Origin of the sequence: Sphaerisporangium album (genome assembly GCF_003323745.1) — a bacterium.
Lineage (GTDB): Bacteria > Actinomycetota > Actinomycetes > Streptosporangiales > Streptosporangiaceae > Sphaerisporangium > Sphaerisporangium album.
Genome location: NZ_QOIL01000004.1, coordinates 348,696 through 375,561 on the forward strand (window position 1 = coordinate 348,696; position 26,866 = coordinate 375,561).

The 26,866-nt window shown below is 68.3% G+C and carries 29 protein-coding genes, 1 tRNA gene and 1 pseudogene; 22 read left to right on the forward strand and 9 right to left on the reverse strand.

Annotated elements, in window-relative coordinates; all coding sequences use genetic code 11:
• Positions 1 to 375: 375 nt before the first annotated feature.
• The 3 genes from DQ384_RS09250 to DQ384_RS09260 all read left to right on the forward strand — a co-directional run bounded on the left by DQ384_RS09250 (position 376) and on the right by DQ384_RS09260 (position 2,940).
• Positions 376 to 879: a class I SAM-dependent methyltransferase gene (locus tag DQ384_RS09250; protein WP_181871110.1), complete on the forward strand. Its 504-nt coding sequence runs from the start codon at positions 376 to 378 to the stop codon at positions 877 to 879.
• A 168-nt stretch (positions 880 to 1,047) separates the two neighbouring features.
• A complete protein-coding gene (locus DQ384_RS09255) occupies positions 1,048 to 2,301 on the forward strand; it encodes an SGNH/GDSL hydrolase family protein (protein ID WP_181871111.1) in 1,254 nt (417 codons plus the stop codon).
• Between the two features lie 171 nt (positions 2,302 to 2,472).
• Positions 2,473 to 2,940, forward strand: a complete 468-nt coding sequence (locus tag DQ384_RS09260) for an AAA family ATPase (RefSeq protein ID WP_245966332.1) — start codon at positions 2,473 to 2,475, stop codon at positions 2,938 to 2,940.
• A 416-nt stretch (positions 2,941 to 3,356) separates the two neighbouring features.
• On the opposite strand, the gene DQ384_RS09265 is transcribed toward DQ384_RS09260, so the two are convergent.
• On the reverse strand, positions 3,357 to 3,668 hold the full coding sequence (locus tag DQ384_RS09265; protein ID WP_114028291.1) for a hypothetical protein: 312 nt from the start codon (positions 3,666 to 3,668) through the stop codon (positions 3,357 to 3,359).
• 328 nt (positions 3,669 to 3,996) lie between these two features.
• Here DQ384_RS09265 and DQ384_RS09270 point away from each other — a divergent pair, with 328 nt between their 5' ends.
• Positions 3,997 to 4,206 carry a hypothetical protein gene (locus DQ384_RS09270; RefSeq protein WP_114028292.1) on the forward strand — a complete coding sequence of 70 codons (210 nt, stop codon included), beginning with the start codon at positions 3,997 to 3,999 and terminating at the stop codon, positions 4,204 to 4,206.
• 65 nt (positions 4,207 to 4,271) lie between these two features.
• On the opposite strand, the gene DQ384_RS09275 is transcribed toward DQ384_RS09270, so the two are convergent.
• Entirely contained in the window at positions 4,272 to 5,723 is a 1,452-nt protein-coding gene (locus tag DQ384_RS09275) for a hypothetical protein (RefSeq protein ID WP_114028293.1), read from the reverse strand.
• A gap of 752 nt (positions 5,724 to 6,475) precedes the next feature.
• On the opposite strand from DQ384_RS09275, the gene DQ384_RS40340 reads away from it, so the two are divergent.
• From DQ384_RS40340 to DQ384_RS09295, 4 genes and pseudogenes are all read left to right on the forward strand, one after another.
• A complete protein-coding gene (locus DQ384_RS40340) occupies positions 6,476 to 6,721 on the forward strand; it encodes a hypothetical protein (protein WP_147268713.1) in 246 nt (81 codons plus the stop codon).
• Entirely contained in the window at positions 6,718 to 7,143 is a 426-nt protein-coding gene (locus tag DQ384_RS09285) for a type II toxin-antitoxin system VapC family toxin (protein WP_114028295.1), read from the forward strand. The genes DQ384_RS40340 and DQ384_RS09285 overlap by 4 nt, the downstream gene beginning before the upstream one ends.
• Before the next feature lie 563 nt (positions 7,144 to 7,706).
• Positions 7,707 to 8,756, forward strand: coding sequence for a pentapeptide repeat-containing protein (locus DQ384_RS09290; RefSeq protein ID WP_181871112.1), 1,050 nt, complete (start codon positions 7,707 to 7,709; stop codon positions 8,754 to 8,756).
• Positions 8,757 to 8,758: 2 nt separating this feature from the next.
• Positions 8,759 to 9,218 (forward strand): annotated as a pseudogene (locus DQ384_RS09295) (cell division protein FtsK); the annotation flags it as partial.
• A gap of 405 nt (positions 9,219 to 9,623) precedes the next feature.
• Here DQ384_RS09295 and DQ384_RS09305 read toward each other — a convergent pair.
• Positions 9,624 to 9,694, reverse strand: a tRNA-Gly gene (locus DQ384_RS09305).
• A 115-nt stretch (positions 9,695 to 9,809) separates the two neighbouring features.
• Here DQ384_RS09305 and dcd point away from each other — a divergent pair.
• The 3 genes from dcd (at position 9,810) to DQ384_RS09320 (ending at position 12,448) form a co-directional block, all read left to right on the forward strand.
• The gene (dcd, locus tag DQ384_RS09310) at positions 9,810 to 10,385 is read left to right on the forward strand and encodes a dCTP deaminase (RefSeq protein WP_114028297.1); all 576 of its coding nucleotides are present in this window, start codon (positions 9,810 to 9,812) and stop codon (positions 10,383 to 10,385) included.
• 446 nt (positions 10,386 to 10,831) lie between these two features.
• A complete protein-coding gene (locus tag DQ384_RS09315; RefSeq protein WP_114028298.1) occupies positions 10,832 to 11,449 on the forward strand; it encodes a DUF47 domain-containing protein in 618 nt (205 codons plus the stop codon).
• Positions 11,450 to 12,448 (forward strand): inorganic phosphate transporter, encoded by a 999-nt coding sequence (locus DQ384_RS09320; RefSeq protein ID WP_114028299.1) that lies wholly within the window; start codon positions 11,450 to 11,452, stop codon positions 12,446 to 12,448.
• 9 nt (positions 12,449 to 12,457) lie between these two features.
• On the opposite strand, the gene mshD is transcribed toward DQ384_RS09320, so the two are convergent.
• Complete coding sequence (gene mshD / locus DQ384_RS09325) at positions 12,458 to 13,351, reverse strand: mycothiol synthase (protein ID WP_114028300.1); 894 nt, start codon at positions 13,349 to 13,351, stop codon at positions 12,458 to 12,460.
• A gap of 100 nt (positions 13,352 to 13,451) precedes the next feature.
• Between mshD and DQ384_RS09330 the strand changes: the two genes are divergently transcribed.
• Positions 13,452 to 15,164, forward strand: a complete 1,713-nt coding sequence (locus DQ384_RS09330; RefSeq protein ID WP_114028301.1) for a bifunctional metallophosphatase/5'-nucleotidase — start codon at positions 13,452 to 13,454, stop codon at positions 15,162 to 15,164.
• Between the two features lie 76 nt (positions 15,165 to 15,240).
• Here DQ384_RS09330 and DQ384_RS09335 read toward each other — a convergent pair whose 3' ends face one another.
• On the reverse strand, positions 15,241 to 15,960 hold the full coding sequence (locus DQ384_RS09335) for a response regulator transcription factor (RefSeq protein WP_114028302.1): 720 nt from the start codon (positions 15,958 to 15,960) through the stop codon (positions 15,241 to 15,243).
• Between the two features lie 328 nt (positions 15,961 to 16,288).
• Here DQ384_RS09335 and DQ384_RS09340 point away from each other — a divergent pair, with 328 nt between their 5' ends.
• The 9 genes from DQ384_RS09340 to DQ384_RS09380 all read left to right on the forward strand — a co-directional run bounded on the left by DQ384_RS09340 (position 16,289) and on the right by DQ384_RS09380 (position 22,566).
• On the forward strand, positions 16,289 to 16,531 hold the full coding sequence (locus DQ384_RS09340) for a MoaD/ThiS family protein (RefSeq protein ID WP_342769388.1): 243 nt from the start codon (positions 16,289 to 16,291) through the stop codon (positions 16,529 to 16,531).
• A 124-nt stretch (positions 16,532 to 16,655) separates the two neighbouring features.
• Positions 16,656 to 17,333: an LmeA family phospholipid-binding protein gene (locus DQ384_RS09345; protein WP_114028304.1), complete on the forward strand. Its 678-nt coding sequence runs from the start codon at positions 16,656 to 16,658 to the stop codon at positions 17,331 to 17,333.
• A 31-nt stretch (positions 17,334 to 17,364) separates the two neighbouring features.
• Positions 17,365 to 17,877 (forward strand): sigma-70 family RNA polymerase sigma factor, encoded by a 513-nt coding sequence (locus DQ384_RS09350; protein ID WP_114028305.1) that lies wholly within the window; start codon positions 17,365 to 17,367, stop codon positions 17,875 to 17,877.
• Positions 17,874 to 18,707: an anti-sigma factor family protein gene (locus DQ384_RS09355; RefSeq protein ID WP_114028306.1), complete on the forward strand. Its 834-nt coding sequence runs from the start codon at positions 17,874 to 17,876 to the stop codon at positions 18,705 to 18,707. Before DQ384_RS09350 ends, DQ384_RS09355 begins: the two co-directional genes overlap by 4 nt.
• 47 nt (positions 18,708 to 18,754) lie before the next feature.
• Positions 18,755 to 19,219 carry a TlpA family protein disulfide reductase gene (locus DQ384_RS09360; RefSeq protein WP_245966333.1) on the forward strand — a complete coding sequence of 155 codons (465 nt, stop codon included), beginning with the start codon at positions 18,755 to 18,757 and terminating at the stop codon, positions 19,217 to 19,219.
• A gap of 203 nt (positions 19,220 to 19,422) precedes the next feature.
• Entirely contained in the window at positions 19,423 to 19,836 is a 414-nt protein-coding gene (locus DQ384_RS09365; RefSeq protein ID WP_114028308.1) for a DUF4395 domain-containing protein, read from the forward strand.
• Positions 19,837 to 19,850: 14 nt separating this feature from the next.
• On the forward strand, positions 19,851 to 20,690 hold the full coding sequence (locus DQ384_RS09370; RefSeq protein WP_114028309.1) for a sulfurtransferase: 840 nt from the start codon (positions 19,851 to 19,853) through the stop codon (positions 20,688 to 20,690).
• Entirely contained in the window at positions 20,690 to 20,992 is a 303-nt protein-coding gene (locus DQ384_RS09375; protein ID WP_114028310.1) for a DUF1416 domain-containing protein, read from the forward strand. The genes DQ384_RS09370 and DQ384_RS09375 overlap by 1 nt, the downstream gene beginning before the upstream one ends.
• A 155-nt stretch (positions 20,993 to 21,147) precedes the next feature.
• On the forward strand, positions 21,148 to 22,566 hold the full coding sequence (locus DQ384_RS09380) for a hypothetical protein (RefSeq protein ID WP_114028311.1): 1,419 nt from the start codon (positions 21,148 to 21,150) through the stop codon (positions 22,564 to 22,566).
• Here the strand turns inward: DQ384_RS09380 and DQ384_RS40345 are convergent.
• From DQ384_RS40345 to DQ384_RS09390, 3 genes are read right to left on the reverse strand one after another with little or no spacing between them, the layout of a single operon-like run.
• Positions 22,451 to 23,320, reverse strand: a complete 870-nt coding sequence (locus DQ384_RS40345) for a hypothetical protein (protein WP_147268714.1) — start codon at positions 23,318 to 23,320, stop codon at positions 22,451 to 22,453. The two genes, DQ384_RS09380 and DQ384_RS40345, sit on opposite strands and share 116 nt — an antisense overlap.
• Positions 23,320 to 23,976, reverse strand: a complete 657-nt coding sequence (locus DQ384_RS09385; protein ID WP_114028312.1) for a DUF4843 domain-containing protein — start codon at positions 23,974 to 23,976, stop codon at positions 23,320 to 23,322. The genes DQ384_RS40345 and DQ384_RS09385 overlap by 1 nt, the downstream gene beginning before the upstream one ends.
• Positions 23,976 to 24,650 (reverse strand): hypothetical protein, encoded by a 675-nt coding sequence (locus DQ384_RS09390; protein WP_114028313.1) that lies wholly within the window; start codon positions 24,648 to 24,650, stop codon positions 23,976 to 23,978. Before DQ384_RS09390 ends, DQ384_RS09385 begins: the two co-directional genes overlap by 1 nt.
• A gap of 216 nt (positions 24,651 to 24,866) precedes the next feature.
• Between DQ384_RS09390 and DQ384_RS09395 the strand changes: the two genes are divergently transcribed.
• Positions 24,867 to 26,228, forward strand: a complete 1,362-nt coding sequence (locus tag DQ384_RS09395; protein WP_147268715.1) for a hypothetical protein — start codon at positions 24,867 to 24,869, stop codon at positions 26,226 to 26,228.
• On the opposite strand, the gene DQ384_RS09400 is transcribed toward DQ384_RS09395, so the two are convergent.
• Positions 26,192 to 26,863 carry a hypothetical protein gene (locus tag DQ384_RS09400; protein WP_114028315.1) on the reverse strand — a complete coding sequence of 224 codons (672 nt, stop codon included), beginning with the start codon at positions 26,861 to 26,863 and terminating at the stop codon, positions 26,192 to 26,194. The two genes, DQ384_RS09395 and DQ384_RS09400, sit on opposite strands and share 37 nt — an antisense overlap.
• Positions 26,864 to 26,866: the final 3 nt, after the last annotated feature.

Consider the following 26,866-nt stretch of genomic DNA (forward strand, 5'->3'; position numbering starts at 1 on the left):
AGCCGGGCGCGGCAGCACGGCCGGATGCCCGGTGGCCGTTCCGGCCACAGGCCAGGCACACGCGCCGCCGATCAGCACCTCCGGCGCGCGGTCACCCCCAGCCGACCGGCCCTCGCGGCGGCATGGAGACCGATCGGAGCCACGGTCTGGATTGCCGCCGTGGTGATGATCACACGTCGCATGGTCACCGCCGGAACCGAAGGCCCTCCCGGACATCCAGAGCTTCCACAGGCGACCGCCCCTGGACGCCGTGCGCTGTGGGGGATCACCGTGAGCCATGGTGGTGGGTGCTCTTGGGTCAGCTACAGGTGTCGGCGCCGCGCGTCCGACCGAGGCCCCCCGGCCGAGATCTTCGCGCTGGAACCCTCGGCCGGCATGCGCGGGATTCTGCTGTCGAGGCTGAGCGCGCGCCCGGAACTGCTGAAGCGGGTAACGGTGCTCTCCTGTGACGCGCTGAGCGTGGACCTGGGCGAGCCGGTCGAGGCCATGGTGATGATCAATGTGATGTACGCCTTGGAGCCGGACTACCGAAGGCGACTTTGGCCGGTGCTGGCGGCTCATCTGGAGCCCGGCGGCCTCCTGGTCTTCACCTGGCGCGATGGCGGACCTCCGGCGCCTCGTCCTCTTCAGGAGCTGGAATCGCGCCAGGTGGGCCGGCACACCTACATGGTCCTGTCGGAGATCCTTGAGTCGGACGAGGAGGAGTGCAAGGCCCGTTACCTCTACCGAATCACCGAGGGCGACAAGGTCATCAGTGAGGAGGAAATCGTCGGCCACGCCTACCGCCCCGCGTGGGAGGTGATCCAGAAGGAACTGGTCGCGGCCGGTTTCACCCAAACCGACGCGCCTGACGGGCTCCTCGCCTGGCACCTCACCTGAGTGAGGGGGGACACTGCGAGCGAGCAAACGCATGCTTGACGATCAGGGCGATACGCGATCTCTTAGGTGTAGCGGCCGGGCCTCATGGAGATCTTGACGCCATTGGCGCGGCGTGTTGTGATCGGGCTATCCGTTATTCCATACGTATTTAGTGGGAAATGGGGAGTTGTGAGGGTTCTCCGGCGTGTGGCCGCGATCGCCGCGCTCCTGGTGGGCGCGGTCGGCATCCAAGCCGTCCAGGGGGGAGCGGCGCAGGCGGCCCTGCCCACCGCCGCCGTCGTGCTCGGCGACAGCTTCGTCAGCGGGGAGGGCGCGGGGGACTACCAGCCCGTCCTCGACGCCTCCGGGACGGCACAGGCCTTCCCCGGCTGGTCCGCGGCCAACAGCAACGCCTACTTCTGCCACCGGTCGGCGAACGCCTCGTTGTTCAAGGCGTCACTCCCGGGCATTCAGGACCGCTTCAACCTCGCATGCTCCGGTGGCCGGCCCGCGGACATCGCCAGCCCCTCCAGCGCCCGCGCCGACGGCCGCTCCGTCGCCTCGCAACTCGACCAGCTGCGCGCCGTTGCCCAGACCCACGACATCGACGTCGTCCTCATCGGCCTCGGCTCCAACAACGCTCAGTTCACCTTCGGCGACGTGGCCACGCTGTGCGCCAACCGCTTCATCGCCGACGCCTGGACGGGCTGGTGGGAGTTCTGGGCCTACCTGAACGGCCCGGTGCCGCAGGAGCCCTGCACCGTCTCGGACCTGGCCACCGACGCCGAGGTCGCCGCCGCCACCACCGAGACCACCGCCGCCCTGCGCCAGATCCTCGACACTCTCGCCCAAATCGACGCCGATGGCGTCCACCAAGTAGTCCTGCAGACCTACACCAACCCGCTGCCGCTCGACGTCGCCCCGCAGTACTGGGACGAGGACGGCCGCACCGACACCCGCGACAAGTTCCGCGCCCTCGGCGCCGAGCGGTACGCCGCCGGCTGCCCGATCCACCGCGCGAGCCTCGCCCCCGGGCATGTGTTCTCCCAGAACCTCGGCTCCCTGGTCAAGAACGCCTACACCACGCTGGCGGCCGAGCGTCCCACGGCCGACCTGCGCGTGCTGGACGTCCAGAGGGCCTTCGACGGGGCCCGGCTCTGCGAGAACCCCGGCAGCCCGACGGGCGCGCTCGCCACGCCGCTGCGGGTGCAGGACGGGCCGTCCGGCACCTTCATCACCAGCCTGTCCGGCTGGGAAAAGATCGGCATCCAGCGGCTGGCGAACACCTGCGTCACCTACTTCCAGACCTGCCAGGAGTCCTGGCACCCTAACGCCGCGGGCCACGCCGTCCTCGGCCAGTGCCTGACCGGCGCCCTCACCGCCGCCGCCCGCACGATCGTCACGTGCGCCCGTAACGCGAACGGCACGCTCACCATCTCCTGACGTCTCCTCTCGATACGCGACAGCGCGCCCTGCCTCCGGGGCGCGCGCCGTCCCGCATGCCGCGACGGCCGTAGGTCGTCGGACTCGGTCTTGAGAGAACTCCAGACCCACGGGCGCCGGAAGCGGTTCAGAGGCAGAAGCATGGCCGTCGATTCCGCTTAGGGTGATGCCGTGCCCAAAATCTTGATCACCGGAATGTCGGGGACTGGCAAATCGACCGCATTGCAGATTTTGGGCTCACGAGGGCACCGGGTTGTGGACACGGACTACGGCCAGTGGAGCCACTGGGTCACCCTCCCGGACGGGTCGCCGGACTGGGTATGGCGCGAGGAGGCGATGGTTGATCTGCTCGCTGGCCACAAGGAGGGCGCCTTGTTCGTGGCCGGCTGTAAGAGCAACCAGGGGAAGTTCTATCCGCGGTTCGACCATGTCGTGTTGTTGAGCGCGCCTGCTGACGTGCTGTTGGCCCGAGTCATGGCACGGACTAACAATCCGTATGGCAAGCGACCAGAGGAACGAGACGCCATCCTGGAGAACCTTCGCATTGTCGAGCCGTTGCTGCGAGCTACCGCGACCATGGAGATCGACGCGCGTGCTCCGATAGAGCAGGTCGTCCAGCAGCTTGAGGGGCTTGCCTGACTGCAATCCGTTCGTGGGCCGTCGACCGATCGGCAATGTGCGCAAGCTGCGGGATGGGGCCGGGCGCTTTGCTCTTCCCGGGTGTGAAGGGTGGTGCGCTGCGGCGGAGCGGCTTCAACACCCGTACGTGGTGGGTGGACGTGGTCAAGGGCATGGGCGGACCGGGGCTGCACTTCCACGATCTGCGGCACACGGGAACATACTCGTCGCCGAGTCCGGCGCGGGCCTCGAGGACCACATGGCCCGGATGGAGCACGACAACGTCCGGGCGGCAATGATCTACCAGCACGCTCTACGTGGTGCCGGCAGGGCGATCACGGATGCCATCGACCGGCACATCAGCGGGCCGGCGACGAGGGCGATCCGTCTGGTCTCGTCGTTCCCGCAGGTTGATCACAACTTGGGGGAAAGGCATGTCAGATGCGCTCACCGGCGAGACGGACGATCTCATCTACGGTTTCGATCGGCAGGCTGATCCCGATGTCCCAGGTCTCGTCGTCATGCCCGATGAGGATGGTCGCCTGGTCTTCGTTTGCTGTCCAGAAGACGGGAGAACCGGCACAGGTGCCCACGGCGAGGGAACGACGAGAAGCCCAATCCGCCTGCCTGATGTCGTGAAGACGGGCCAAGTCCGCTAGAGGCGCCCGGATGTTGAGTTCCCACGTCTCGGTCTGGAGCTTCACCACAACCGTGGAGCCATCGGAATCGTCCAGCGTCACGTCAACCACGCGACCATGATCGCACTCGGACGTGCTGAAATGGGACGCGAAGATCGAACAGCCCCTGAAACGATCGAGGCCCGGGTCTGGCTTGACGTCCTGACCTGGGCCTTCGTAGGTGGAGCAGGTGACGGGAATCGAACCCGCGCTGTCAGCTTGGGAATCGTGCGGATCCGGCCACGTAGGTCCGCTGACCTGGGCGTGAGGTCGGTCCTGCGTGACCGTGGTTGCCCCCTCTTCACCCTGCCTAATTGCACGACGATCAAGCCTCGGAGCTGGTCTCGGGCGCACCGCGCGCACCTCGCCTGCCCTGATCGAGCCGATCACGGTGCAGCGAGTGGCCGGCATCATCGGCGTGATCATGGTGGCAGGGCAGAAGGTCACCCTCGGCCGCATCCACGCCCGCGCGATCGTCACCATCCGCGTCAGCGACACCATATTCACCATCGAACTCCCCGACGACACCCGCGTGGTGCGCCGCACCACCGCCCAACCTGTCCGCAGCATCAAAGCGGCCCGGCCCCGCAAGGCCGGTCATGTTTCTTAGGGTGCCCGTCAAGCATTGGACAGCCTGGGCGCCGCTGAACTTCTGCTCCAGGGATCAGTGCGAGGTCAGGGGGTGTCGTAGCCGATCCAGTTGATGTACCAGCCGAACTGCTGGGCCATGGCGGGAGTCAGTTCGCGGTCGTCGCGCCATTTGAGGTAGACGCTGAACTTGTTGGCGGTGATGTCGTAGACCGCACTGGTGCCGACCAGGTCATACTGCATGCCGCCGGCGCCTCCGATGGAGGTGAGGTAGACGGGGTCGCCGGTGAACTCACCTGCGCTGGTGTCCACGTCGATGCAGATACTGTCGGGAGCGTAAGCCCTCCAGCCCTGTCCGGGGCGAGTCTTTCCTGAAGCCATTCGGCCGTGCTTCGCGAACACGGTCCCCCATTCATGGGTGCCCGCCCGATACACGTTCAGCCCTTCCTTGGGGAAGCTGATCCATCCGTCGTCACTGTGCCGTCCCTGCACCCACTTGGTGTTGACGCCGTTGACGTCCGCCTTGTCGGCGTGCACGTTTCCCCACGCTCCGCTTCCTTGGCGGACGTCGAGCCCATCCTTGGGGAAGGTGATCTTTCCGTCGTCGGCGCTTCGCCCTTGCACCCATTCGGTGTTGACGCCGTTCAAGAGGGCCTTGTCGGCCGTCACGGTACCCTGCCCGCCCGTGTTATCGAAGATCTCCGCCCCTGTGTCGGTGAAGGTGACGCGCCCCTTGTGGGCCGTCCCCTGGACCCAGGGTGTGTCGATGCCGGCGGTGGCGGTGAGCGATTCCAGCACGGGATGGCGCACCTGCACGGTGGTGGTGAGGAAGTGCTGCTTCCGGGTGATGGGGTCGGTGGCGACGAGGATGTAGGTGGTAGCCCGCTGCGGGGTGGGCGGTGACCAGGTACCCCCCGAGACGGGGCTCCGCCCGCCCGGGAACACGATCTCATAGGTGAAGTCGGGAGACCCGTCCCAGCTCAGCGTGAGGTTTTCACCGGTGTCCAGCATCGCCTTGTCCGGGCGGAAGTCGCGCGGTGCCGGAATCTCCTTTGCTGTCGCCTTCACCAGCGGCACCGCCGCGTACTTGGTCTCCCACCCGGTATCGGTTTTGAGGATTTCTCTCACTATCAGCACAGCCACCCCGGCGGTGGGGGCGACGGTGACGTTCTCCAGTGTCAGTAACATGTAGTCGCCGGGTTCGAAAGCGGCTATGCGACCGCTCTGGGGGGTTACCTCGAGAACGTTGGTGCCCTGCTGCTGGATGTTCACCGGCTGGGTGTCGGGCTCGATTCGGAAGTCCGTCTGAGTGCCCAGGGTGTCGGTGTATTCGCCCTTCAGATTGATGGTGCTGATTTCCCGGGTCAGGTGGCCTGCGCGGTCGCCGACAGGCACCCTCACCTCGATCCTCAACCAGGCCACCTCCTCTCCGGTGTTGGTGACCATCAGATACACCGTCCCTGTGGACGGGGTCCGCCCGTCCACTGACGCCTCCAGCGACGTTGGGTCGGTGAGGACGGTGTAGGTCAGTGCACTCATTCTCAAGACTCCTTCTCTTGGCGAACAGCGCAGGGCGATGCCCTGCGCACTACGAGAGGACCAGGCAGAACAGGCGGCAGCACGGGTAAGGCGTCCGGAACCGCCGCTTGTGACGCACCACAGAAGAGCCTCCCTAGATCCAAACGTCAGGATGAGAGCGCAACAAGAGCACTCAAGGGGGGCATGACCAGGCGCTTCGGCGATACCCTTAGCGTCTTGACAAGACTTTGTGCCATCCATCAGCCACTACGCGAATGAAGCGCATCATGCAGGTGTGGATGAGACAGCGATGGAGTACGTCATCCTGGAAATACCGACATACTCCGCAGAGCACACAATGGTGGCGTGGCCGGATTCGGATACATGCAACCGAAAGTCGGCGGTGATCCAGACATGACAAGGCACCGCCGGGGGAGGGCGCCTCAGTCGTCCCCAGTCATGGGCCACTCGACTACTCGGGCCGCGTTGATCTACCTGACCACCGGGAGCGAGCGAGAAAAGCTGATCGCTGAGGGCATGGGCAAGCCGGCCGAGGAGATCATGGGCAGGAGCGAAGATCGAGAGGGATCGGGCACGTAGCGGGCTGGCCCGCTAATGGCCCGCGGATCAGCTCATGACCTGCGCTTGCCTACGCCGATGAGTACGGCGTGAATCTCGACGCAAACGCCTTACGACGGATGAAGTGTTACACCCAGAGCTGGCCAGGGGCGTGTCACTGACGCAAGCGCGGCCGCTTGCGTAGACTCATGGCTATGAGCGCCGGGCATGCGCATGAGGAGCTTCACCACCTGGTGGACCGGCTGTCGCCGGACCAGGCGCGTCGTCTCCTGCGTTTGGTGAAGACGGATCCTGACTTGGCTGAGGCGGCGGGGGAGGAACCGTCTGAGCCGGTTCGTCGTCGTCGCCTGTCGATCGCAGGGATCGGCGCCTCCGGTGAGGGCAATCTTTCGGAACGGGTCGAAGATCTGCTGGCGGAGCGGTTCAATCGGTCAACGTGACTGCCACGCTCCTGGATACAGGCCCCTTGATCGCTGTAGTCGACCGGGATGACAAGCACCATGCCTCGTGCGTCCGCCTGCTCGAGGAGCTGGAGGGTCCACTCCTCCTGCCTTCGACCATCCTGATCGAGGCAGGGTGGACCATTAACAGGCACATGGGGCCCCGCGTGCATGCACAGTTTCTCGATCTGGCGAGCGAGGAGTTCGAACTGGCCGACCTGCTGCCGGTCGATGTGCGACGAATGGCAGAGCTTGTCCGTATGTACCAAGACGCTCGGCTGGACCCAGCTGATGTGTCCGTGGTTGCCATCGCGGAACGGCTGAACGTCACGCAGATCGCGACGTTGGACCGACGTGACTTCACGTTGATCCGACCTCGGCATGTACGGGCGTTCACACTTCTACCGGAAGTGCTTGGCTGACCTGGTCTCACGAGCATGGAGCGGGTGACGGGAATCGAACCCGCGCTGTCAGCTTGGGAGGTCTTTCAAGATTATGCCGGATGAGCTGCGGAAACGTTGAGCTGGGCATATGCCGGTCCGAAGACCGTGAGTCCCCATGGTTCCCCGCTGGTTGCCGACCGTACGGGCACGCGACCTCGATTGGCGTCGGACCTTGGCAGGATTGGGGCTTACTCGGTATGCCAGTCCTCTATTTCGGAGCTCGGAGCGCTCCCTCGGAGGCGCAAGGTCTCAAGCCTGGCTTAGAGCACCCCGACGGTCTTTTCAGGCACCTGGTGGTGGGGTGCAATGGGGACATGACGAGCAGCAGGCATCCGCGGGCATCGGCCCGCGCGGTTATTGCATCAGCAGCAGCGGCCAAAGCCCGCCGCGCTGTCCAGGCCGTGTCCATCCCCACATCTGCTGAGGCCCCATTGCCGTCCGATCTGAGCTCGGCCCCGCCGAGTTCTCTCCAGCGACGATTACGGCGACTCCTATGGCTATTACCGGCCCTAGCCATCATCGCACTCACGGGGGCGGCGGCGGTGATCGTACCAGCGCCGGACTGGGCGCGCTGGACGCTGGCTGGCACTGCTCTGGCCGGAGCCTCGAGTCTGGGTATCGCCGCCTTGCTCGGCCCCGGCGCCCGTCGCCTGGTAGGGCTGCCTCGCCCGCTCACTGCGGCCCAGCGCGAGAAGATGACCGTTACCGAGCAGGTCGAGGCGGTCAACGCCGCTCGAAATACCCTGATCCAGGCCGCGACCGGGGTGGTGGTGATCGGCGGCGTAGCCTTCACTGCGGCTGGCCTGTGGTACACCGCTCAAACTTTGGATACCGCCCAGCAGACCCAGATCACTGACCGCTACACCAAGGCCGTCGAACAACTAGGCCAACCTGCCCTGGACGTCCGTCTTGGCGGCATCTACGCGCTAGAACGCCTAGGAAAGGATTCTTTGCGAGATCACCAGACTATCTATAACGTCCTCGCCGCGTTCGTACGTGAACATGATCCCAAAGAGAGGCCTACTGGCGTCGGAGTGACTGAGCTGCCCCCGGGAGGTATTCCACGACCCTCCACCGATATTCAGGCCGCACTCACTGTCATCGGCCGACGCGACGTCGAACTCGATCTCGATCGACTCGCGCTACAGAACATTATCGTTCCTTTCGCGGATTTGTCCGGCGCACACCTCGACGCGGTTGACCTAGAGGATGCGGATCTGCGCCGTGTTTACTTAGACGGCGCGAAGCTAAAACAAGCCCAATTGAACCGTTCAGACCTGACTGGCGCGGATTTGCGTGGCGCGGACCTGCGCGGCGCAAGCCTATTCTATGCACGAACGGAATCCGCTGCGATGCGTGGGGCAAACCTGAGCAACTCATATTGGATCGGCGCCTACATGGTCGGCGCGGACCTGGTCAGCGTGGACCTGAGCAAAGCGGCATTGGTCAGCGTGGACCTGCGCGGGGCAGATCTGAGTGGCGCGAACCTGAGTAGAGCGGACTTGCGTGGCGCGGATTTGCGTGGCGTGCTCGGTGTCACCGAGCAGGAGATACGGCGCTATGCCCGTGTCGATGAGACGACGCGGTTCTGAGCAGGCCCTTGGGTCCTGCTGAGCGGGCCGGGCTGGTGGAGATCTGGGCGCTGGACCCCAAGCTGATGGAGCTGTCCTACGGCCGCGCGCTGTTCGACCACTACGCCGCCACCCGGAGGCGTGCGCGGAGCTGCTGGAGATGGCCGTGAAGGTCATGCAGGAACGCGCGGGCCGCTTCGCCGGCGTCCAGCGCAACCACGTCCCCACCGTCCATGACCCTTCGTGCTGGTGGTGGTGGATGAGGTGGCGTTCCTGACCGCCTACCAGACCGACCGCAAGCTCAAAGAGCGCATCACCGCCGCGCTGGCCACCTTGACCACCCAGGGCCGTGCGGTCGGTGTCAGGGTGCTGGCGGCGTTGCAGGACCTGCGCAAGGAAGTGCTGAACGTCCGCAACCTGTTCCCCGACAAGATCGCCCTACGGCTGGACGAGCCGTCCCAGGTGGATCTCGTGCTCGGCGACAAAGGGGTGGGCGCGGTGACGGTGGCGAAGGCGTACCGGCTGCTCAAGACGATCTTCAACACGGCAGTAGAAGATCGCCTGATCAAGTGGGCTCACGGGGTTCCACTTTCACGATCTCCGGCACACGGGCAACAAGTTCGCCGCGCAGTCGGGCGCGACCCTCCGCGAGCTCATGAACCGCATGGGGCACTCGACCACGCGGGCCGCGTTGATCTATCTCCACACCGAGGACGAGCGGGACAAGCTGATCGCTGACGGCATGGGCAGGCCGGCCGAGCGGATCATGAGCAGGAGCGAAGATCATTGGGCATAGGGCACGTAACGGGCACGGAAGATCGACAAGGTGGCGGAAATGAATAAGGCCCGGGTCGGAATCTGCTTCCTGACCTGGGCCTTCGCGTGTAGAGCGGGTGACGGGAATCGAACCCGCGCTGTCAGCTTGGGAAGCTGATGTTCTGCCATTGAACTACACCCGCGTCGGTCAGTGACTGACGACGGAGATAACTCTAGCGGAACTTGGCGCGTGGCACCTCCCTGAGAGGGAGGTCGGTTGGGCCGTGGGGTGGGGTGGGGGGTTGGTAGGTTGCTGAGGTGCTGCTATCCGATGGTGACATCCGTGCCGAAATACAGTCGGGCAGGGTCAAAGTCGACCCGTTCGACGCGGAGATGATCCAGCCGTCGAGCGTCGACGTCCGGCTGGACCGGTTCTTCCGGGTCTTCGAGAACCACCGTTACCCGCACATCGATCCGTCGATCGAGCAGGCGGAGCTGACGCGGCTCGTGGTGCCGGACGGGGAGGAGCCGTTCATCCTTCATCCGGGGGAGTTCGTGCTGGCGTCCACCTTCGAGGTCATCGGCCTGCCGGACGACATCGCCGGCAGGCTGGAGGGCAAGTCGAGCCTCGGGCGACTGGGGTTGCTGACGCATTCGACGGCGGGGTTCATCGATCCGGGGTTCGAGGGGCACGTCACGCTGGAGCTCTCGAACGTCGCCACGTTGCCGATCAAGTTGTGGCCCGGGATGAAGATCGGGCAGTTGTGCATGTTCCGCCTGAGCGCCCCGGCCGAGCATCCCTATGGCAGTGAGCGGTACGGCTCGCGGTATCAGGGGCAGCGCGGCCCGACCCCGAGCCGCTCGTTCATGAATTTCCATCGCACCCCCGTGTGATCGAGTCCTCCTTCATCGCGCCCCGGAGTAGGCGTGGTGCGGCCGGTGTCGCCGAGGGTGATCGTCCGACGACGGCTTCTCGGCGCGGCGGGGTGGCTGCGGTGGCGGGTGCCGGACGGTGGGTGCCGGACCGTTAGGGGTGGACGTAGGGGTGGTGGGTCGGAAGTGGGGGGACCCCGGGGCGGTGCCGTTTGAGCGGGGTCGGTAGTTTCGGTCACGTCTTGGGGCGGGCGGGGGTGGTGTCGAAATGCCTGGTGTGCGTGGGAAGCCCGTGCCGGGGGAGGTCCTTCGGGGAGCCCTGGCGCCGTCTGTGTGGTTGGGCGAACGGAAGGTGTCGGCGGGGAGTAGGGAAGGTTACGAGATGGTGTTGCACCAGCGAACTTCGCATTTCAGCCGGTACCCCTTACTCTTCTCTGCGGACAGTCCCCGCACATCTGGAGAACGACGTGCGCCTGCGTCTCACCCCGCGTGAGGACAGCTACTACGACTTGTTCGCCGATTCGGCGAACAATCTCGTCACCGCATCCCGGCTACTGGTGGAGATCATCAGTGAGGGTTCGGACCGGGAGGCCCTGGCCGAAAAGATGCGCGCGTGCGAGCACGCGGGCGACGAGCGTACTCACGCGATCATGAACCGTCTCAACGAGAGCTTCATCACGCCCTTCGACCGCGAGGACATCTACCGTCTCGCCTCGAATCTCGACGACGTGATGGACTACATGGAGGCCGCAGCCGATCTGATCGGCCTCTACCAGATCGACCACCTCCCCAAGGAGGTCGTGCGGCAGGTCGAGGTGCTGGAACGTGCCGCCGAGCTGACCGCCGAGGCCATGCCGCGGCTGCGGTCGATGAACAACCTGAACGAGTACTGGATCGAGATCAACCGTCTGGAGAACCAGGCGGACCAGGTCTACCGGCGTCTGCTCGCCAAGTTGTTCAGCGGCGAGTACGACGCGCTCACGGTCATGAAGATGAAAGAGGTCATCGACCAGTTGGAGATGGCCGCGGACGCGTTCGAGCACGTGGCGAACACGATCGAGTCGATCGCGGTCAAGGAAAGCTAAGTGGAGCTTGCACTTGTCGTCGGCGTGATCGTGATCGCCCTGGTGTTCGACTACACCAACGGCTTCCACGACGCCGCGAACGCGATCGCGACCTCGGTCTCGACCCGCGCCCTCACTCCCCGCTCCGCGCTGTTCATGGCCGCGGCGATGAACTTCGTCGGCGCGCACATCAGCACGGAGGTCGCGAGGACGGTCGGCACGGGCATCATCGAGCCGCCGTCCGGCGCGCACGGGCTGGTGATCGTGGGGGCCGGCCTGATCGGCGCGATCGTGTGGAACCTCATCACCTGGTACTTCGGACTTCCGTCGTCGAGCAGCCACGGGCTGATCGGAGGGCTCGTCGGGTCCGCGCTGGCCGCGTCCAGCGGCATCCACTGGGCCGGCGTGGTGCAGAAGGTCGTCATCCCGATGATCCTCTCACCGGTCGTCGGTTTCCTTCTCGGCGCGATCATCATGATCGCCATTCTGTGGATCTTCCGCCGGGCCAACCCGCACCGCGCGGGCCGGGGGTTCCGGTACGCGCAGACGGTCTCGGCCGCCGCCATGGCGCTGGGCCACGGCCTGCAGGACGCGCAGAAGACGATGGGCGTCATCTTCCTGGCGCTCTACACCGGCGGGTATGTGGCGGCGAAGGACCCGATCCCGCAGTGGGTCATCCTGGCCGCGGCCGCGGCGATCTCGCTCGGCACGTACGCCGGCGGCTGGCGCATCATGCGGACGCTGGGCCGCCGCATCATCCACCTGTCCCCGGCGCAGGGGTTCGCGGCCGAGACGGCGGCGTCCATCGTGCTGTACACGATGGCCATCGCCGCGAAGGCGCCCATCTCGACCACCCACACCATCACCAGCGCGATCATGGGGGTCGGGGCGACCAAGCGGCTCTCGGCGGTCCGGTGGGGTGTGGCGGGCAGCATCGTCACGGCGTGGGTGCTGACGATCCCGGCGGCCGCGCTGGTGGCCGCGTTGTCCTATTACCTCCTGCACTGGATCGTCGAGTAGACACCGGCCCTACGGGTGGCGGTACATGACGTCGACGGCGAAGCGTGTGAAGCCCAGGCGTTCGTACAGGCGGACGGCCGAGGGGTTGTCCTCGTCGACGTACAGGATGACCTGAGCGAGCCCCCGGGAGCGCAGGTGTTCCAGGCCGGCGATCGTGAGCGCCCGGCCGAGGCCGCCGCCCTGCTCGGACGGATCGACCCCGACGACGTACACCTCGCCGATCGGCTCGGCCTCGTCGTCGTGCACCTTGGTCCAGTGGAAGCCGACGATCCGGTCGCCGCGCACGGCGAGGAAGAAGCCGGACGGGTCGAACCAGGGCTCGCGCTCGCGGCGCAGCAGGTCGTCGGCGGTCCAGGCGCCCTGCTCGGGGTGGTGGGCGAACGCGCGGGCGTTCACGGCGAGCCAGGCGTCCTCGTCGGCACCGGGCTCGAACGCGCGCAGCCGGACCCCGTCGGGCAGGACGGCGGGGGGAAGGGGGTCGGCGAGCGGGCGGCGCATCCGCCAGAGGGAGCGGGCGCGGGTGAAGCCGAGGGCGGTGGCGAGCCGCCCGGCGCCGGGGTGGTCGCCGTGCGTCCACAGGCGCAGCCGGCCGCCGCTCTCGGCGAGCGCGGACTCCAGCAGCCGGCGTCCGACCCCCCGCCGCCGGTGGGCGGGGTGGACGACGAGCTCGCCGGTCGCGCCTTCGGAGTCGGGCGGGTCGAGGTGGGCGAAGCCCGCCAGTGCGTCGCCGTCGTAGGCGAGCAGGGCACGCGTCCCGGCGTCGGCCCCGTAGCGGAGCCGGAGCATGACGTGCTCGTTGAGCGGGCTCACGGAGTCGGCCTCGGCGGCGGCGTCGACCAGGGCGATCACGCCGGTCACTTCCTGGTCGTCCAAGCGCTCCCGGATCTTCACCGCGATGGTCATGGTCAAACTCTAATCTGGCAAAAGACGCCATTGTTTAGTGGGGTAAATCGTTACCTCCGCGTCGTTTTGTGCTGAGGTGGTGTCTCTAACCTCGTTGGCTATGAGTGCACCTACCCTCACGCGGATCGGCCTGGCCTCGCTCGTCGCGGCCACCGGTCTCGCATTCGCGGCCGCCCCCGCGTTGGCCCATCCTAAACCGCCGAAGCCGGCCAAGACCGTCCCCGTCCGGCTGCTCGCCATCAACGACTTCCACGGCAACCTGGAGCCCCCGACCGGCTCCGGCGGCGCGATCGTCAACGAGAGCGGGGTGTCCGTCCCCGCGGGCGGCGCGGCCTACATGGCCACCCACATCAAGTCCCTGGCCAACAAGGACACCGTCATGGTGGCCGCGGGTGACCTCATCGGCGCCACGCCGCTGATCTCCGCGGCGTACCACGACGAGCCCACCGTCGACCTGCTCGGCAAGCTCGGCCTGGACGTCTCCTCCGTCGGCAACCACGAGTTCGACGAGGGCATCACCGAGCTGAAGCGCATCCAGGACGGCGGCTGCCACCCGACCGACGGCTGCTCCCCGGCGGGCAAGTGGAAGGGCTCCGACTACGACTACGTCGGCGCCAACATCCTGAAGGAGAAGAGCGACAGGTACGCCCTGCCCCCGGTCGCGATCAAGAAGGTCAACGGCGTCAAGGTGGGCTTCGTCGGCCTGGTCACCCAGACCACGCCGACCATCGTCACCGCCTCCGGCATCGCGGGCCTGAAGTTCACCGAAGAGGTCGCGGCGGGCAACCGCGCGGCCCGGCTGCTGCGCGCGGCGGGCGTGAAGGCGATCGTGGCGCTCGTCCACGAGGGCGACAGCATCACCCCGAACCAGAGCCCGGACGCCTGCCCGGTCACCCCCGGCGCCGGCACCCGGATCGCCCAGGGCCTCAGCCCGGACTTCGACGTGGTCGTCATGGGTCACTCGCACCAGGCCTACATCTGCAAGACCAAGGACCCTGCGGGCCAGGACCGCTACTACACCCAGGGGTCGTCCTTCGGTCGCGTGCTGACCACGATCGACTTCCAGGTGGACAAGAAGACCGGCGAGGTCGTCCGCTCCTCGGTCACGCCGGACAACCACGTCGTCACCCGTGACGTCACCCCGGACGCGTTCACCACGCAGTACGTGCAGACGTGGAAGGACCGGGTCGCGACCGTCGCCAACAAGCCGGTCGGCAGCATCACCGCCGACCTCACCCGCAGCAGCGGCCCGACGGGCGAGACCATCCTCGGCGACGTGATCGCCGACGCGCAGCTCGAGGCGACGAAGACCGGCGGCAACGCCGAGATCGCGCTGATGAACCCGGGCGGCGTGCGCGCCGACTTCACCTACGCGCCGAGCGGGTCCGAGGGCGCGGGCGTCGTGACCTACGGCGAGGCGTTCACCGTGCAGCCGTTCAACAACCTCATGCAGGTCGTCACGCTGACGGGCGCCAAGCTGGACGCGCTGCTGGAGCAGCAGTGGCAGAACGGCGGTGCGACCACCCGCATCCTGCAGCCGTCCGCCTCGCTGACCTACACGATGAACCTGTCGCAGCCGATCGGCTCGCGGATCTCGAACATCAAGATCAACGGGACGCCGGTGACGGACGCGCAGACCATCCGCGTCGCCGCCAACAACTTCCTCGTCGGAGGCGGCGACGGCTTCAGCGTCTTCAAGGAGGGCACCGACCTGTGGAGCGGTCCGCTGGACATCGACGCGCTGGTCGCCTACTTCGGCGGCCACTCGCCGGTGGCCCCGCCGGCCGTCAACCGGATCACGCTCGCCGGCTAGGCGCGCGCGCCTGACGTACGGGGGCTCGCTCCACGCCCGAGCGGTGTGGGGCGGGCCCCTGGCCCGTCAGGGCCGGTCAGTGGTGCGCGGGCGCCGGCTCGCGGTCGTCGATCTGCTCGCCGCCGCGGTCGGGCACGAAGCGGTACCCGACGTTGCGGACGGTGCCGATCAGCGACTCGTACTCGGCGCCGAGCTTGGCGCGAAGCCGCCGCACGTGGACGTCCACCGTCCGCGTGCCGCCGAAGTAGTCGTAGCCCCAGACCTCCTGCAGCAGTTGGGCGCGGGTGAAGACCCGGCCGGGGTGCTGCGCGAGGTACTTGAGGAGCTCGAACTCCTTGAACGTGAGGTCCAGGGCGCGGGTGCGCAGCCGGGCGGTGTAGGTGGCCTCGTCGATCGACAGGTCACCGCTGCGGATCTCGTCCGGCACCTCCTCCGTGGCGGCGATCGAGAGCCTGCCGACGGCCAGCCGGAGCCGGGCCTCGACCTCCGCGGGACCCGCCGTGTCGAGCAGGACGTCGTCGGCCCCCCACTCGGCGGTCATCGCGGCCAGCCCGCCCTCGGTGACGATCACCATCAGCGGGCAGTCGACGCCGGTCGTGCGCAGGAGGCGGCACAGGCTCTTCGCGTGGACGAGCTCCCTTCGCGCGTCGACCAGCACGGCGTCCGCCGGTGGGGCGTCGATGAGCGCGGATGCCTCCGCGGGCGCGACACGTACGGAGTGGAGTAGTAGTCCGAGGGCGGGCAAGACCTCCGCCGAGGGTTCCAGAGCATTGGTGAGCAAGAGCAGGTTACTCACAGCACCTCCTAGTCCAGAGGCTGATCAGGGGGTGAGGGCGGCACGGCGACACAGTGGCGGCACAGCTTCGCTCACTCACCGCATCGGCCTCCTCCCCGCGTTGTAACGGCGGTAGCCGTACAAACACGTAAAGGACCCGGGGGCTACGTCGCCCAGGTCCCGTCAGTACGTGAGGATAGCCCACAGGAAACCGGCGTCCATAGCGGAGTCCGCGGGGTGAACACTCCATCACGTGGGAAATAACCGTAACCGTTCCCTCGCGGTGAGTGACATCAGCCTGTGCGGTACTCATGGGTAACACGGGAGGTGCCTGGTGGCAAGGGGTACTGTGCGCTACTGGGCCGCGGCCAGGGAGGCCGCGGGGGTCGACGAGGAAACGTTCGAGGCGAATACCCTTGGTGACCTCGTGGCGAAAATCACGCAAAACCATGGAAAATCCGACTTGCCGAGAATTCTCGGGCGGTCGTCGTTCCTCGTGGACGGGCATCCGGCGGGCACCCGCGACCCGAGCACGGTCGAGCTTCCCGAGGGGGCGACGGTCGAGGTCCTGCCGCCCTTCGCCGGGGGCTGACGTCCGGGGCGGTGGCGGGCGGTCCAGGCGAATACCGGCAAACCGGCGTTTTGCAGTGATAGCGCGGGGGAGTAGGTCGGCGCGCGGTTAGTCTGGACGGCAGGTGGACCCCAGGAGGAGTCGGATGCGCAAGCTCATCGTGTTCCTCGTCCTGCTCGGAATCCTCCTTGCCGTCCTGGACCGCGTCGCCGTGGCGGGGGTCGAGAAAGAGGTCGCCCGCCAGATCGCCGCGCGGTACGACCTGTCCTCGCCGCCCACCGTCAAGGTGGAGGGCATCCCGTTCCTCACGCAGGCCGTCTCCGGGCGGTACGAGGAGATCCGCGTCCACATCGGCGAGATGACAACGTCCGACGGCGCCAAGCTCTCCCGCATCGACGCCGTCCTGCACGGGGTGAACGCCCCGCTCATGGACCTGATCCAGAACTCCGCGACCGCGGACGTCCGCGCCGACAAGGTGACGGGCACCATCGTGATCTCCCGCGAGACCCTGGACGCGCGGGCGCCGCGGGGGCTGAAACTGCACGGCAACGGCGACAACTCGCTGACCGTCACCGGAAACCTCACCGTCGCGGGCCTCTCGGTCCCGGTCTCGGCGCGGATGAAGATACAGATCGTCCCCGGCGGCGTGCGGCTCACCCCGTCCGACGTCAACGGCGTCCGGGTGCCCGACGCCGCCAAGACGCTGGGCTTCACCGTCCCCATCAAGGATCTGCCGCTCAACCTGCGGATCCAGAGCGTGCGCACCACGTCGGAGGGTCTCGTCGTCCAAGGGCTCGGGAGGGACGTACCCCTGCGTGCCTGAACCGGAGCGCGCGGCCGTACGTCTTGAGGATGTGAGTCCCGCCGGAACCGCCGACGAGCAGTTGATCCGCAGCCTTTTCGACGAGCACGCGGGGTCACTCTATGGGTACGTGTTGCGATTGACGGGCGATCCGGGCAAGGCGGAGGACGTGGTACAGGAGACGCTTCTGCGGGCGTGGAAACATCCTGACGTGCTCGCCGACCGGCCGATACGGGCGTGGCTGTTCACGGTGGCCCGCAATCTCGTCGTCGACCATCACCGCGCCCGCAAGTCCAGGCCACAGGAGACCACGGACGAGGCCCTCGCCGTGCTGCCCGCCGAGGACGAACTGGAGCGCGCGGTGGAGTCCTGGGGCGTCGCCGACGCCATCGCGGCCCTCAGGCCGGAGCATCGCGCGGTGCTGCTGGAGACCTACTACCGGGGCCGGTCGGTCAAGGAGACCGCCGAGGTGCTGGGCATTCCGCCCGGCACGGTCAAGTCGCGCACGTACTACGCGCTTCGCGCGCTGAAGCTGGCGCTGGAGGAGCGGGGACTCGCGCCATGAGCAGCTGTTGTGAGGATGTACGGATGTCGCTCGGGGCGCACATGCTGGGAGCTCTCGAGGCGGACGAGGCCGCCCGGGTCGAGACCCATATGGAGACATGTCCGGAATGCCGGGCCGAGTTCGAGGAGCTCCGCGGGCTCACCGCGCTGCTCTCGCGCGTCTCGGAGGAGGACATCGAGCAGGTCGCCAGCCCGCCCACGGCCGTGCTTGACCGCCTGATCGCCGCCTCGGCCCGGCGTCGCCGCGTCAACCGGCTCCTGATGGGCCTCGCGGCCACAGTGGGCGCGGTCGTGGTCGGCGGCGCGGCGTTGATGGCCGTGCAGGACAGCGGGGAGCCGCAGCGCACCACCGCGGCGAACGCCCCGTCGGTCAGCACGGAGGTCGATCAGGCCGGGCCGCAGGCCCTGAAGAACGCCCCGGGGTCGTCCGGAAGCGGTGGGGCGCTCGCCCCCTCCGGTGGTCCCTCGGAAGCTCCCCCCGTCGCCTCCGAACAGAGGGCCGACACCCTCGTGGCCCCCGCCGTGCCGCTCACCGGCAGGAAGGCGGGGGTCGAGGCGCGCATCACGCCGGTCCAGAGCGGCGGGGGCACCAGCCTGAACATCAGCATCTCCGGGGTGAGCCAGGGCACCTCGTGCCGGGTGTTCGCGGTGGCCGCCGACGGCACCGAGTCCGGGGCCGGGAGTTGGACGATCGACCCCGCCGACTACCCCCGTGGCCGGACCGCCAGCGCCAGCTTCGTGGGGCACACCGACCTCAGCATCGACCGCATCATCAGGTTCGACTTCCGCACCCCGGCGGGCCGTCTGCTGGTGTCGGTCCCCAACCGCTAGGCGGGCGCGGCTCCGCGGGCGCGGCGGGAATGGCACGGAGGGGGCGCGTGTTGTCGCAGGCGATGACAGGACTGGTGGTGCTGTGCGCCACGCTCGCCGTGGGCCTCCTCGCCGGGGTGGTGATGAAGGCCCGCGGCGGGCGCGTGCGCCCGGCACGCGTGACAAGGAGGGGCATGGACGACACGCCCGTCATGGCGGCCGGCGACCTCGGCCACGACCTCGGCCCGCGCGCCACGCTCGTCCAGTTCTCCACCGCCTTCTGCCAGCCCTGCCGGGCGACCCGGCGCATCCTGTCGGAGGTGTCCGGCATGGTGGACGGAGTGCGGCACGTCGAGATCGACGCCGAGTCCCGGCTCGACCTGGTGCGTCGCTTCGACGTCCTGCGCACACCGACCGTCCTGGTCCTCGACCACGACGGGCGGGTGGTCAAGAAGGCGTCCGGGCAGCCCCGCAAGGCGGATGTGATCGCCGCGCTCGGTTTCACCACATCTCACGAAACGGACGGGACGTGACAGACGGCGAGACGGCGGGTACTGTCGTGGGCATGACACCCTCGGCAGAGCTGCTGACCAAGCGGCGCGCGGTTGATTTCTGCCGCGTCGCCACCGCGCTCTGTCGTATGGCCTGAGGGCGATCTCGCGGCCTTTCTTGCCGCACCGATCTGAATAGTGCCCGATCACGCGTTTCCGGCACGAACCTTCAGGAGCTCCTCGCCATGCAGCAGGTAGATCCAAGAAGCACGCGGTTCGCCGCGGCCGTCACGACGCTCATCTTGGCGCTGGTCCTACTCACGGGCAACGTCTGGCTGCTGCTCGCCCAGGCGGTCGTCTTCGCCCTGGGACTGGCCGGCGCCCCGCCGTACGGGTTGCTTTTCAGACGGTTGGTGCGGCCGAGGCTCGGCCCGCCGGCAGAGATGGAAGACGCCGCTCCGCCCCGCTTCGCGCAGGGTGTGGGCCTGATCTTCGCGCTCGCCGGGGTGGCCGGTTTCGCCGCGCAGATCACACCGCTCGCGCTCGGCGCGACCGCCGCGGCCCTGCTGGCCGCCTTCCTGAACGCCGCCTTCGGCTACTGCCTGGGCTGCGAAATGTACTTGATCATCCGCCGTCTAATGCCCGCCGCAACCCGATAACGGGAGGTTCCCTAATGAGCCGCTCCGCCGTACTGGTGGACGCCGAATGGGTCGAGGCCAACCTCGACACTCCTGGCGTCGTGCTCGTCGAAGTCGACGAGGACGCCAGCGCCTATGACAAGGGCCACATCCGTGGCGCCGTGAAGATCGACTGGAAGAAGGATCTGCAGGACCCGGTCCGCCGCGACTTCGTGGACCGCGAGGGCTTCCAGGCCCTTCTCTCGGCTCGGGGCATCGGCAACGACGACACCGTGGTCCTCTACGGTGGCAACAACAACTGGTTCGCCGCCTACGCGTACTGGTACTTCAAGCTCTACGGCCACGAGAACGTGCGCCTGCTCGACGGCGGCCGTAAGAAATGGGAGCTCGACTCGCGCGAGCTGGTCACCGAGGTGCCGTCCCGTCCCGAGACGCAGTACGCCGCCAAGGACCAGGACCACTCGCTGCGCGCCTTCCGTGACGACGTCGTCGCCGCGATCGGCAAGCTGAACCTGGTCGACGTCCGCTCGCCCGACGAGTTCACCGGCAAGCTCCTCGCCCCGGCCCACCTTCCGCAGGAGGCCGCGCAGCGCGGCGGGCACATCCCCACCGCGCGCAACATCCCGTGGTCCAAGGCGGCCAACGACGATGGCACGTTCCGCTCGGACGACGAGCTCCGCACGCTGTACGGCGAGGCCGGCGTCGACTTCGGCAAGGACACCATCGCCTACTGCCGCATCGGCGAGCGTTCCGCGCACACCTGGTTCGTCCTGCACGAGATCCTCGGCCAGGCGAACGTCAAGAACTACGACGGCTCGTGGACCGAATACGGCTCGCTCGTGGGCGTGCCGATCGAGCTGGGGGAGGCCCGCTGATGACCGCCATCCAGGGATGCGCCGCGCCGGAGCAGACCATCGCGCTGCCCGCGGGGATCGACCTGGCGAGCCAGGCCGTGATCCAGGGCGTCGTGACCGGCGCCGGCACCGCCTACGCCCGCCTGCTCGACCACTCCGGTGAGTTCACCGGCGAGGTCGTGGTGTCCGACGAGGGCATCTTCCGCTTCTTCGCCGCTCCCGGCTCCTGGACCGTCCGCATCATCGCGGGCGGCGGTGTCACCAAGGACATCGCGGTGGAGGCCCGCCTCGGCGAGGTCTCGCAGCTCCAGGTCGCCGTCTGACCCGCTGAACCCAACGAGAAGGCCGGTGTCCCCGCGTCGGGGACGCCGGCCTTTCGCGTGTCCGCCGGACCTTCGTTCCAACGCAGTCTGAAATGGGCCCCCGCTTGGCCCGATGCTGCTGCGGGTTCCGGGAGGCCGTCGATAGGATGCACCGGATGTCCGAATCCCTCCGTACACAGAGCACCCCCGGCACCTCAGGCGTCCCTTACGCACCGTCCGTATGGTCGCTGCCCTGGCAGACGCTGCGCCTGGCCGGGCGCTGCGTCCTGCCGCTGGTGATGTGGTACTCGGCGGGGCAACTCGTACGGTTCGGGCTGCTCGTCGGCGGCACCGAGATGTCCCACGGCTCCATGCCCGACGTGCGGCTGGCGCTGACCATGCTCGTCTTCATCATCATGGTCATGGCCGGCCTGATCGTCAGCGCGGGCATGTTCTACTCGCTGCGCGGATCACTGTGGGAGATGCGCGCCAGGCGCGCGGACGGCGACGAGCCGGAGGGCTTCGTCGACGGCATCGGGCGGGTCATCATCCCGTTCGTCGTGCTGTACCTGAGCTGGGGCTGGTACCAGCAGGACGTGCGCGACTTCGTCAACATCGACATTCAGCGGCAGAGCACGCAGTACGGCTATCTGGGCGCGTTCAGCGACTTCGGCACCGGGCAGGCCCGTGACACGGCCCAGGGGCTCATCGGGCTCAGCTACACCACCACGCTGGCCGTCATGATCGTCGCCTTCGTCGGCCGCTACTTCTTCACCGTCTGGTACGAGCGGAACCAGAGCCGCACCGCGGCCTTCGCCGTCGCCTTCTGCGAGCTCTCCTTCTTCTACTACGGCGTTCAGGTGGTCGTCTCGCGCGGCGACTGGGTGAGCGGCCGGATGGCCTACGGCTGGTGGCAGGACCTGCTCGGCAAACTGGACCTGCGCGTCCCCGGGTGGGAGACGTTCTGGGGGCTGGTCGGCGAGGTCAAGCCGTACGCGTGGGACGCGCTCGTGCTGCCCGCCGTCTGGCTGACCGTCGCCATCCTCATGTACGGCGCCTACGCCGAGGACGCCGGCACGGTGATCAAGGGCACGCGGCTGGAGACCACGGCCGCGCAGGCCGGCGCGGCGATCACCGAGCGGACGCACTCGCTGACCCGCCGCGGCCTGTCGAGGTTCTTCGGCCGCTGGGGGCACTGGGTGCCGATCGCGCACACCGTCCGCCTCGCAGTCCGGGGCGGCGCGCCCCTGTTCGGGTTGTTCGCGCTGTGCTTCGCCGCGTTGCACCTCGGCGAGGGGTACGCGCGGCGGGGTCTCGAATACCTGGCGGGCACCGATCACCCCCTGCAGTACTGGGATGTGATCTTCGTCCCCCTGGACTTCTCCGTCGACCTGGTGGTGACGGTGCTGACCACCTGCCTCCTGGCGGCGACGTTCGACATCGCCGCGAGCGCCGAGCGCAGGCGCCGCGCCGCCGCGGTCAGCGAGCGAACCGCAGAGACGGCCCCGACTGATCCTTCCCCTCGTGCTCGCTCGGCCACATCACCAGCTCCACTTGGTCCTCCAGTGCCTTCGGGACGGCGCTCATCAAGGTGAAGCGGCCGGTCTTCCCCGCCCCGAGCTCCTCCGGGGTCTTGGAGGCCAGCGCCAGCCACATGCGGCCCGCCTTGTCGCTCAGGTAGAAGCCCGGCAGCGAGCTCGTGTAGTACTTGGCGTCGGCGTTCAGCCCGGTGGCCTCCACCTCGATCTGCATCATCTCCCGGTCGGGCGTCTCCGGGGTCTGAAACTGGGACGGCGCGAGCGCGATGCCGACAAGCCGCCAGGTGGCATTCCCCAGCGGCGCGGACCGGCCCTTGGGGACGTGCCGTTCGGAAGCGGCGGGCACCTTCTCCCGATACTGGCCGAGGGCGTCGTAGCCCCGCACCCCCACGAACGCGCACGCAAGGATCACGGCCCCGGAGAACTGGATCCCGATCTTCGCGGCCTTCGGCATCGGACGCCTGCGCCTGCGCCTGCGTGCCGCCACGGGCACGGGGGTGGGCTCGGAGGCGGGCTCGGGGGCGAAGGCCGCCTCGACGGGCGGCTCCGGCGGCCGGGGAGCGGGCGCCTCCGGCATCGCGGGGGGAACGGCCATCGGCCGGGCGGGAGGCGGCCAGGGCTGGTTGCGCGACGCGTGTCGGACGACGGGGATCGGCACCGTCGAGCTTCCCGGCGGCTCGCTCGGCGGGGGCGGGGGCGGCCAGACCCGCGCGTCGGGCCGGGGCACGCGCTTGGAGGGGGTGAACCACGAGGGTTCGCCCGCGGCGGGGTGCCGCCACACGCCGGTGTCGTCCGGGTTCTGCTCCGTCATCAGCCGGTCACCTCGTAGACGTCCTTGGCCGCGCCGACCATCCGCTCCGCCTCGGTCTCGTCCAGCCCGAGATCGGCCGAGGTCTCGGCGACCCACGTGTCGCCGAAGAGCGTCTCCGGCTCGGCGACGACGAGGCGCAGGCCGGCGACCGCGGGCTTCGGCACCTCGAAGAAGAAGAAACCCGACCGCCACCAGCCCGGCTGCACCCACTTGTCTGCCATCGACGCGGTGGCGGCCACGCGATCCGTCGGCTCGAAGCGCAGGCCGTCCGCGGTGAGCAGGTGCGCGTCGAGCCGCGTGGGACGGCGCGGTGTGGTGGCCCCCACCTTGACGATCAGGAAGATGTTGTCGGTGGTGGCTTCGTCGGTGGTGTAGGTCTGCTTGACGCGCACGGTTCTGGCGAACTCCAGCCTTTCCACGCGGGTCGAGAACCTGTCGGTGACGAGTTCGTCGTGCATGCCGCCGGAGGTGGTGATCGGGTCGTTCAGCTGATCGGGAGTGAGGACGAGCGACTGGACGTACACCGCGCCGCACGCCAGCGCCAGGCCGGCGATGGCGCCGAGCACCCTGCGCCATACGGGAACCCGGGCACGGGGGGCGCCTTGGGGGGACGGCCGGGCGGGGGCGTCCGGGACGAAGCCGGGATGGGTCACCATCACGCGTCCTCCACCCTGACCGGCATGGTGATCCGGGCGGCGACGACCGGCATGCTGCTCGACTTCTTGCCCCTCTTGAGGTCTTCGGGGGTCGGCGGGCCCAGCTCCTCGACGGGCACCCAGTCGTGGGTCTGGTTGGAGAACCACTTGTACCACTCGAAGGTGCCGGCATCGATGCTGACCGTCTTGGGAGCCGGGGCCCCAGAGCGGAGCTCGAAGGCCATCACGACCGTCTCGGGCACGTTCGGGTGGAGCTGTCCGTAGGTCTTGCCCCCGGCGAGCACCACGATCCGCGGGCCGAAGTCGGCGGGGTCGGACGACGGCTTGATCGTCTTGCCGTCGGCGCGAACGGCGACCAGCGCGGAGTTCATGCCCTGGGCGAGAATGGTGCGGTCCGTCTGGTTGGTGACCTTCAGGATGAGCTGTAGGTAGCGCTTGTCCGGGACGCCGAGCCCGTTCTTGCCGGGCCGGACCACCGCGTCCTCGAAGACCGTCTTCATCTTGCCCTGGTCCAACGTCGCGCCCTTGCCGAGTTGATCGGCCTTGGGCTCGGGCGCGTCCTCCAGGCCGCCGAAGGCGGCGCTCACTCCTACGGTCGCCGCCGCGAGGACGGCCAGGACAGGGACGAGGATCGGCCGTCTGCGCGGGGCGTCGGTAGGGGCGGCGGACGTCATGGGACAGGATGGTAGTCGTTGCTTCTTTCCCTTCTGCCTCGTTCGTCCCATGCGAGCGGGATTCGTGCGGAGAAACCCCAGGAAAGCTGGCATCGCCGACGGGACACTTCATGAACGCTGAAGGATCAGTCCATTGATGAGGCCTTTCTGGTGGTTTGACCGCTCGTTGTGGAGTTGTCCTGCGGGTCCTGTCGTGTGATCGGTAGCATGCGCACGATGTCCGATTCGTTGGCCTTGGGGGCTGGGTCACGGCCCGTACCCGCGCAGGCGTCGCCGCGCTGGTGGCGGCGCTCTCCGTACGGCCTGCCGCTCTACGCGGTGGAGCTGTGGGCGCGCCGCCTCGTCCCGCTCGTGCTGTGGTTCTCCGCCGGCGAGCTGGGCCGGTTCGGGCTGCTGGTGGCGGGGTCGGAGCTGTCGCACGGCTCCCACCGGGACTGGCGTCTCGCCGGCGTCATGCTGATCTTCATCGTGATGGTGATGCTCGGCATGATCGTGACCGTCGGCATGCTGCACTCCCTGCGCGGCGCGGCGGCCGGCACCCGCGCCCGGCGCGCCGAGGGTGAGGAGCCCGAGACGCTGCTCACCGGCCTCGGCCGGGCGATCATCGTCTACGTCGCCATATACCTGGCCTGGGGATTCCAGACGGCCGACGCGCGGGAGTTCGCGGACGCGGACATGGAACGCTACGCCGTCCAGTACGACCGGTTCGTGGCCGCGCGTCTCGAAAACGCGCTGGCCGCCGGCGGCACCCCGCCCGTCCAGCCCGTCCGCCCGGACGCCGGGACCAACCTGGTGCTGGACGTGAAGGTGGCGCTGGCCTTCGCGGCCGTGGCGCTGGTGGCCCGCTACGTCCTCTCCGCGCTCCACGAGCGCAGGGGCGGGCCGAGGCTCGCGTTCGGCGCCGCGTTCTGCGAGCTGGCCTACACCTTCTACGGCGCCGTGCTCCTGCTCCGGCTCGCCGACGAGCGGTCGGCCTGGTTGAGCGGGCGGAACGTCACCGTGTGGTGGAACGACCGGTGGCAGGCGCTGGAGAGGACGCTGCCCGGCTGGCGTACCGCGATGGAGTGGCTGGGAGAGGCCCGCCCGCACCTCTTCGCCGCCCTGGTCCTCCCGCTCGTCGGGCTCACGCTGGCCATCCTGGTCTACGGCGCCTACTCCGAGGACGGCCGCGCGCTGATCAGCGGCACCCGGCTGGACGCGGCCGCCGGATCCGTCCAGAACCGGACGCACCGGCTGACCCGCCGCGGCGCGGGCATCGTCGCCGTCCGGGCGGGCCTGGACCGGTGGCCGCCCGTGCTGCACGCCCTGCGCCTGACGCTGCGCGCCGGCGCCCCGCTGTTCGCGGTGATGTGCCTGTGCCACACGGCGCTGGTCGTCGCCGCGGACTATGCCGAGCGCGGGGCGTACTACCTGATCGGCACCGCGCACCGGCAGCTCGACTGGGAGGCCTACCAGATCCCCGTCCACTTCGGCAGGGACCTGCTGTTCACCACCCTGACCCTCTGCCTGTTCGCCGCGACCTTCGACCTCGCGGCGGCCCGTCAGCGGGCGAAGCGCAGCGTCTCGCCGGGCGCGTAGGAGAGCACCAGTTCGGCCGTGCCGGAGAGGCTTCCCGGCACGGCGGTCTCCACGTCGAACCGTGTGGCCCTGCCCGGCTTCAGGTCGGAGGGGATCGGCGTGTCGACGGGCAGCGCCTGCCAGCTGTGCCCGGCGCGGTCGCGCATCGCGAAGTCCGGGGTGAGGTAGCCGCCGATCGCCTGCGCGGAGACCGGTGTCACCTGGACGGTCGCGCGCAGGGGGGCGGTGCCGGACTCGCCGCCGCCCTCCACCTGGCGAGGGACGACCGTGACGACCTGCCAGCTCATGCCGTGCAGCGTGGCGCTCGCGCCGTGCGCGACGTCCTTGACCACCTCGGCCGGGTACCGGTCGGCGATCCACCGCTGCCGGTCCTGCCACTGCACGCCCACCGCCGCCCCGGTCACCGCGACCGCCGCCACGGCGAGCGCGAGCCCTCGTACGGCCCGGCGCAGCGGGCGGCGGGTCTCGGCGGGAGCGGGTGCGAGGGCGGCCGGCGCGGGCTCGGCGCGGTTCACCGGGGTGAACGCGTCCCAGGTCCCCGTGTCGCCGTCCCGGGGGGTGAACGCCTCCGAGGTGCCCGTGTCGCCGTCCCGGGGAGTGAACGCGTCCCAGGAGCCGGTGTCGTGCTCGCTCACATC

Coding starts and splice junctions, on each gene's coding strand:
- DQ384_RS09250 (WP_181871110.1), top strand. CDS start 376: ATGCGCGGGATTCTGCTGTCGAGGCTGAGCGCGCGCCCGGAACTGCTG.
- DQ384_RS09275 (WP_114028293.1), bottom strand. CDS start 5,723: ATGAGTGCACTGACCTACACCGTCCTCACCGACCCAACGTCGCTGGAG.
- DQ384_RS40340 (WP_147268713.1), top strand. CDS start 6,476: ATGAGCGCCGGGCATGCGCATGAGGAGCTTCACCACCTGGTGGACCGG.
- mshD (WP_114028300.1), bottom strand. CDS start 13,351: ATGACCATCGCGGTGAAGATCCGGGAGCGCTTGGACGACCAGGAAGTG.
- DQ384_RS09330 (WP_114028301.1), top strand. CDS start 13,452: ATGAGTGCACCTACCCTCACGCGGATCGGCCTGGCCTCGCTCGTCGCG.
- DQ384_RS09345 (WP_114028304.1), top strand. CDS start 16,656: ATGCGCAAGCTCATCGTGTTCCTCGTCCTGCTCGGAATCCTCCTTGCC.
- DQ384_RS09355 (WP_114028306.1), top strand. CDS start 17,874: ATGAGCAGCTGTTGTGAGGATGTACGGATGTCGCTCGGGGCGCACATG.
- DQ384_RS09365 (WP_114028308.1), top strand. CDS start 19,423: ATGCAGCAGGTAGATCCAAGAAGCACGCGGTTCGCCGCGGCCGTCACG.
- DQ384_RS09370 (WP_114028309.1), top strand. CDS start 19,851: ATGAGCCGCTCCGCCGTACTGGTGGACGCCGAATGGGTCGAGGCCAAC.
- DQ384_RS09375 (WP_114028310.1), top strand. CDS start 20,690: ATGACCGCCATCCAGGGATGCGCCGCGCCGGAGCAGACCATCGCGCTG.
- DQ384_RS09380 (WP_114028311.1), top strand. CDS start 21,148: ATGTCCGAATCCCTCCGTACACAGAGCACCCCCGGCACCTCAGGCGTC.
- DQ384_RS40345 (WP_147268714.1), bottom strand. CDS start 23,320: ATGACGGAGCAGAACCCGGACGACACCGGCGTGTGGCGGCACCCCGCC.
- DQ384_RS09385 (WP_114028312.1), bottom strand. CDS start 23,976: ATGGTGACCCATCCCGGCTTCGTCCCGGACGCCCCCGCCCGGCCGTCC.
- DQ384_RS09390 (WP_114028313.1), bottom strand. CDS start 24,650: ATGACGTCCGCCGCCCCTACCGACGCCCCGCGCAGACGGCCGATCCTC.
- DQ384_RS09395 (WP_147268715.1), top strand. CDS start 24,867: ATGTCCGATTCGTTGGCCTTGGGGGCTGGGTCACGGCCCGTACCCGCG.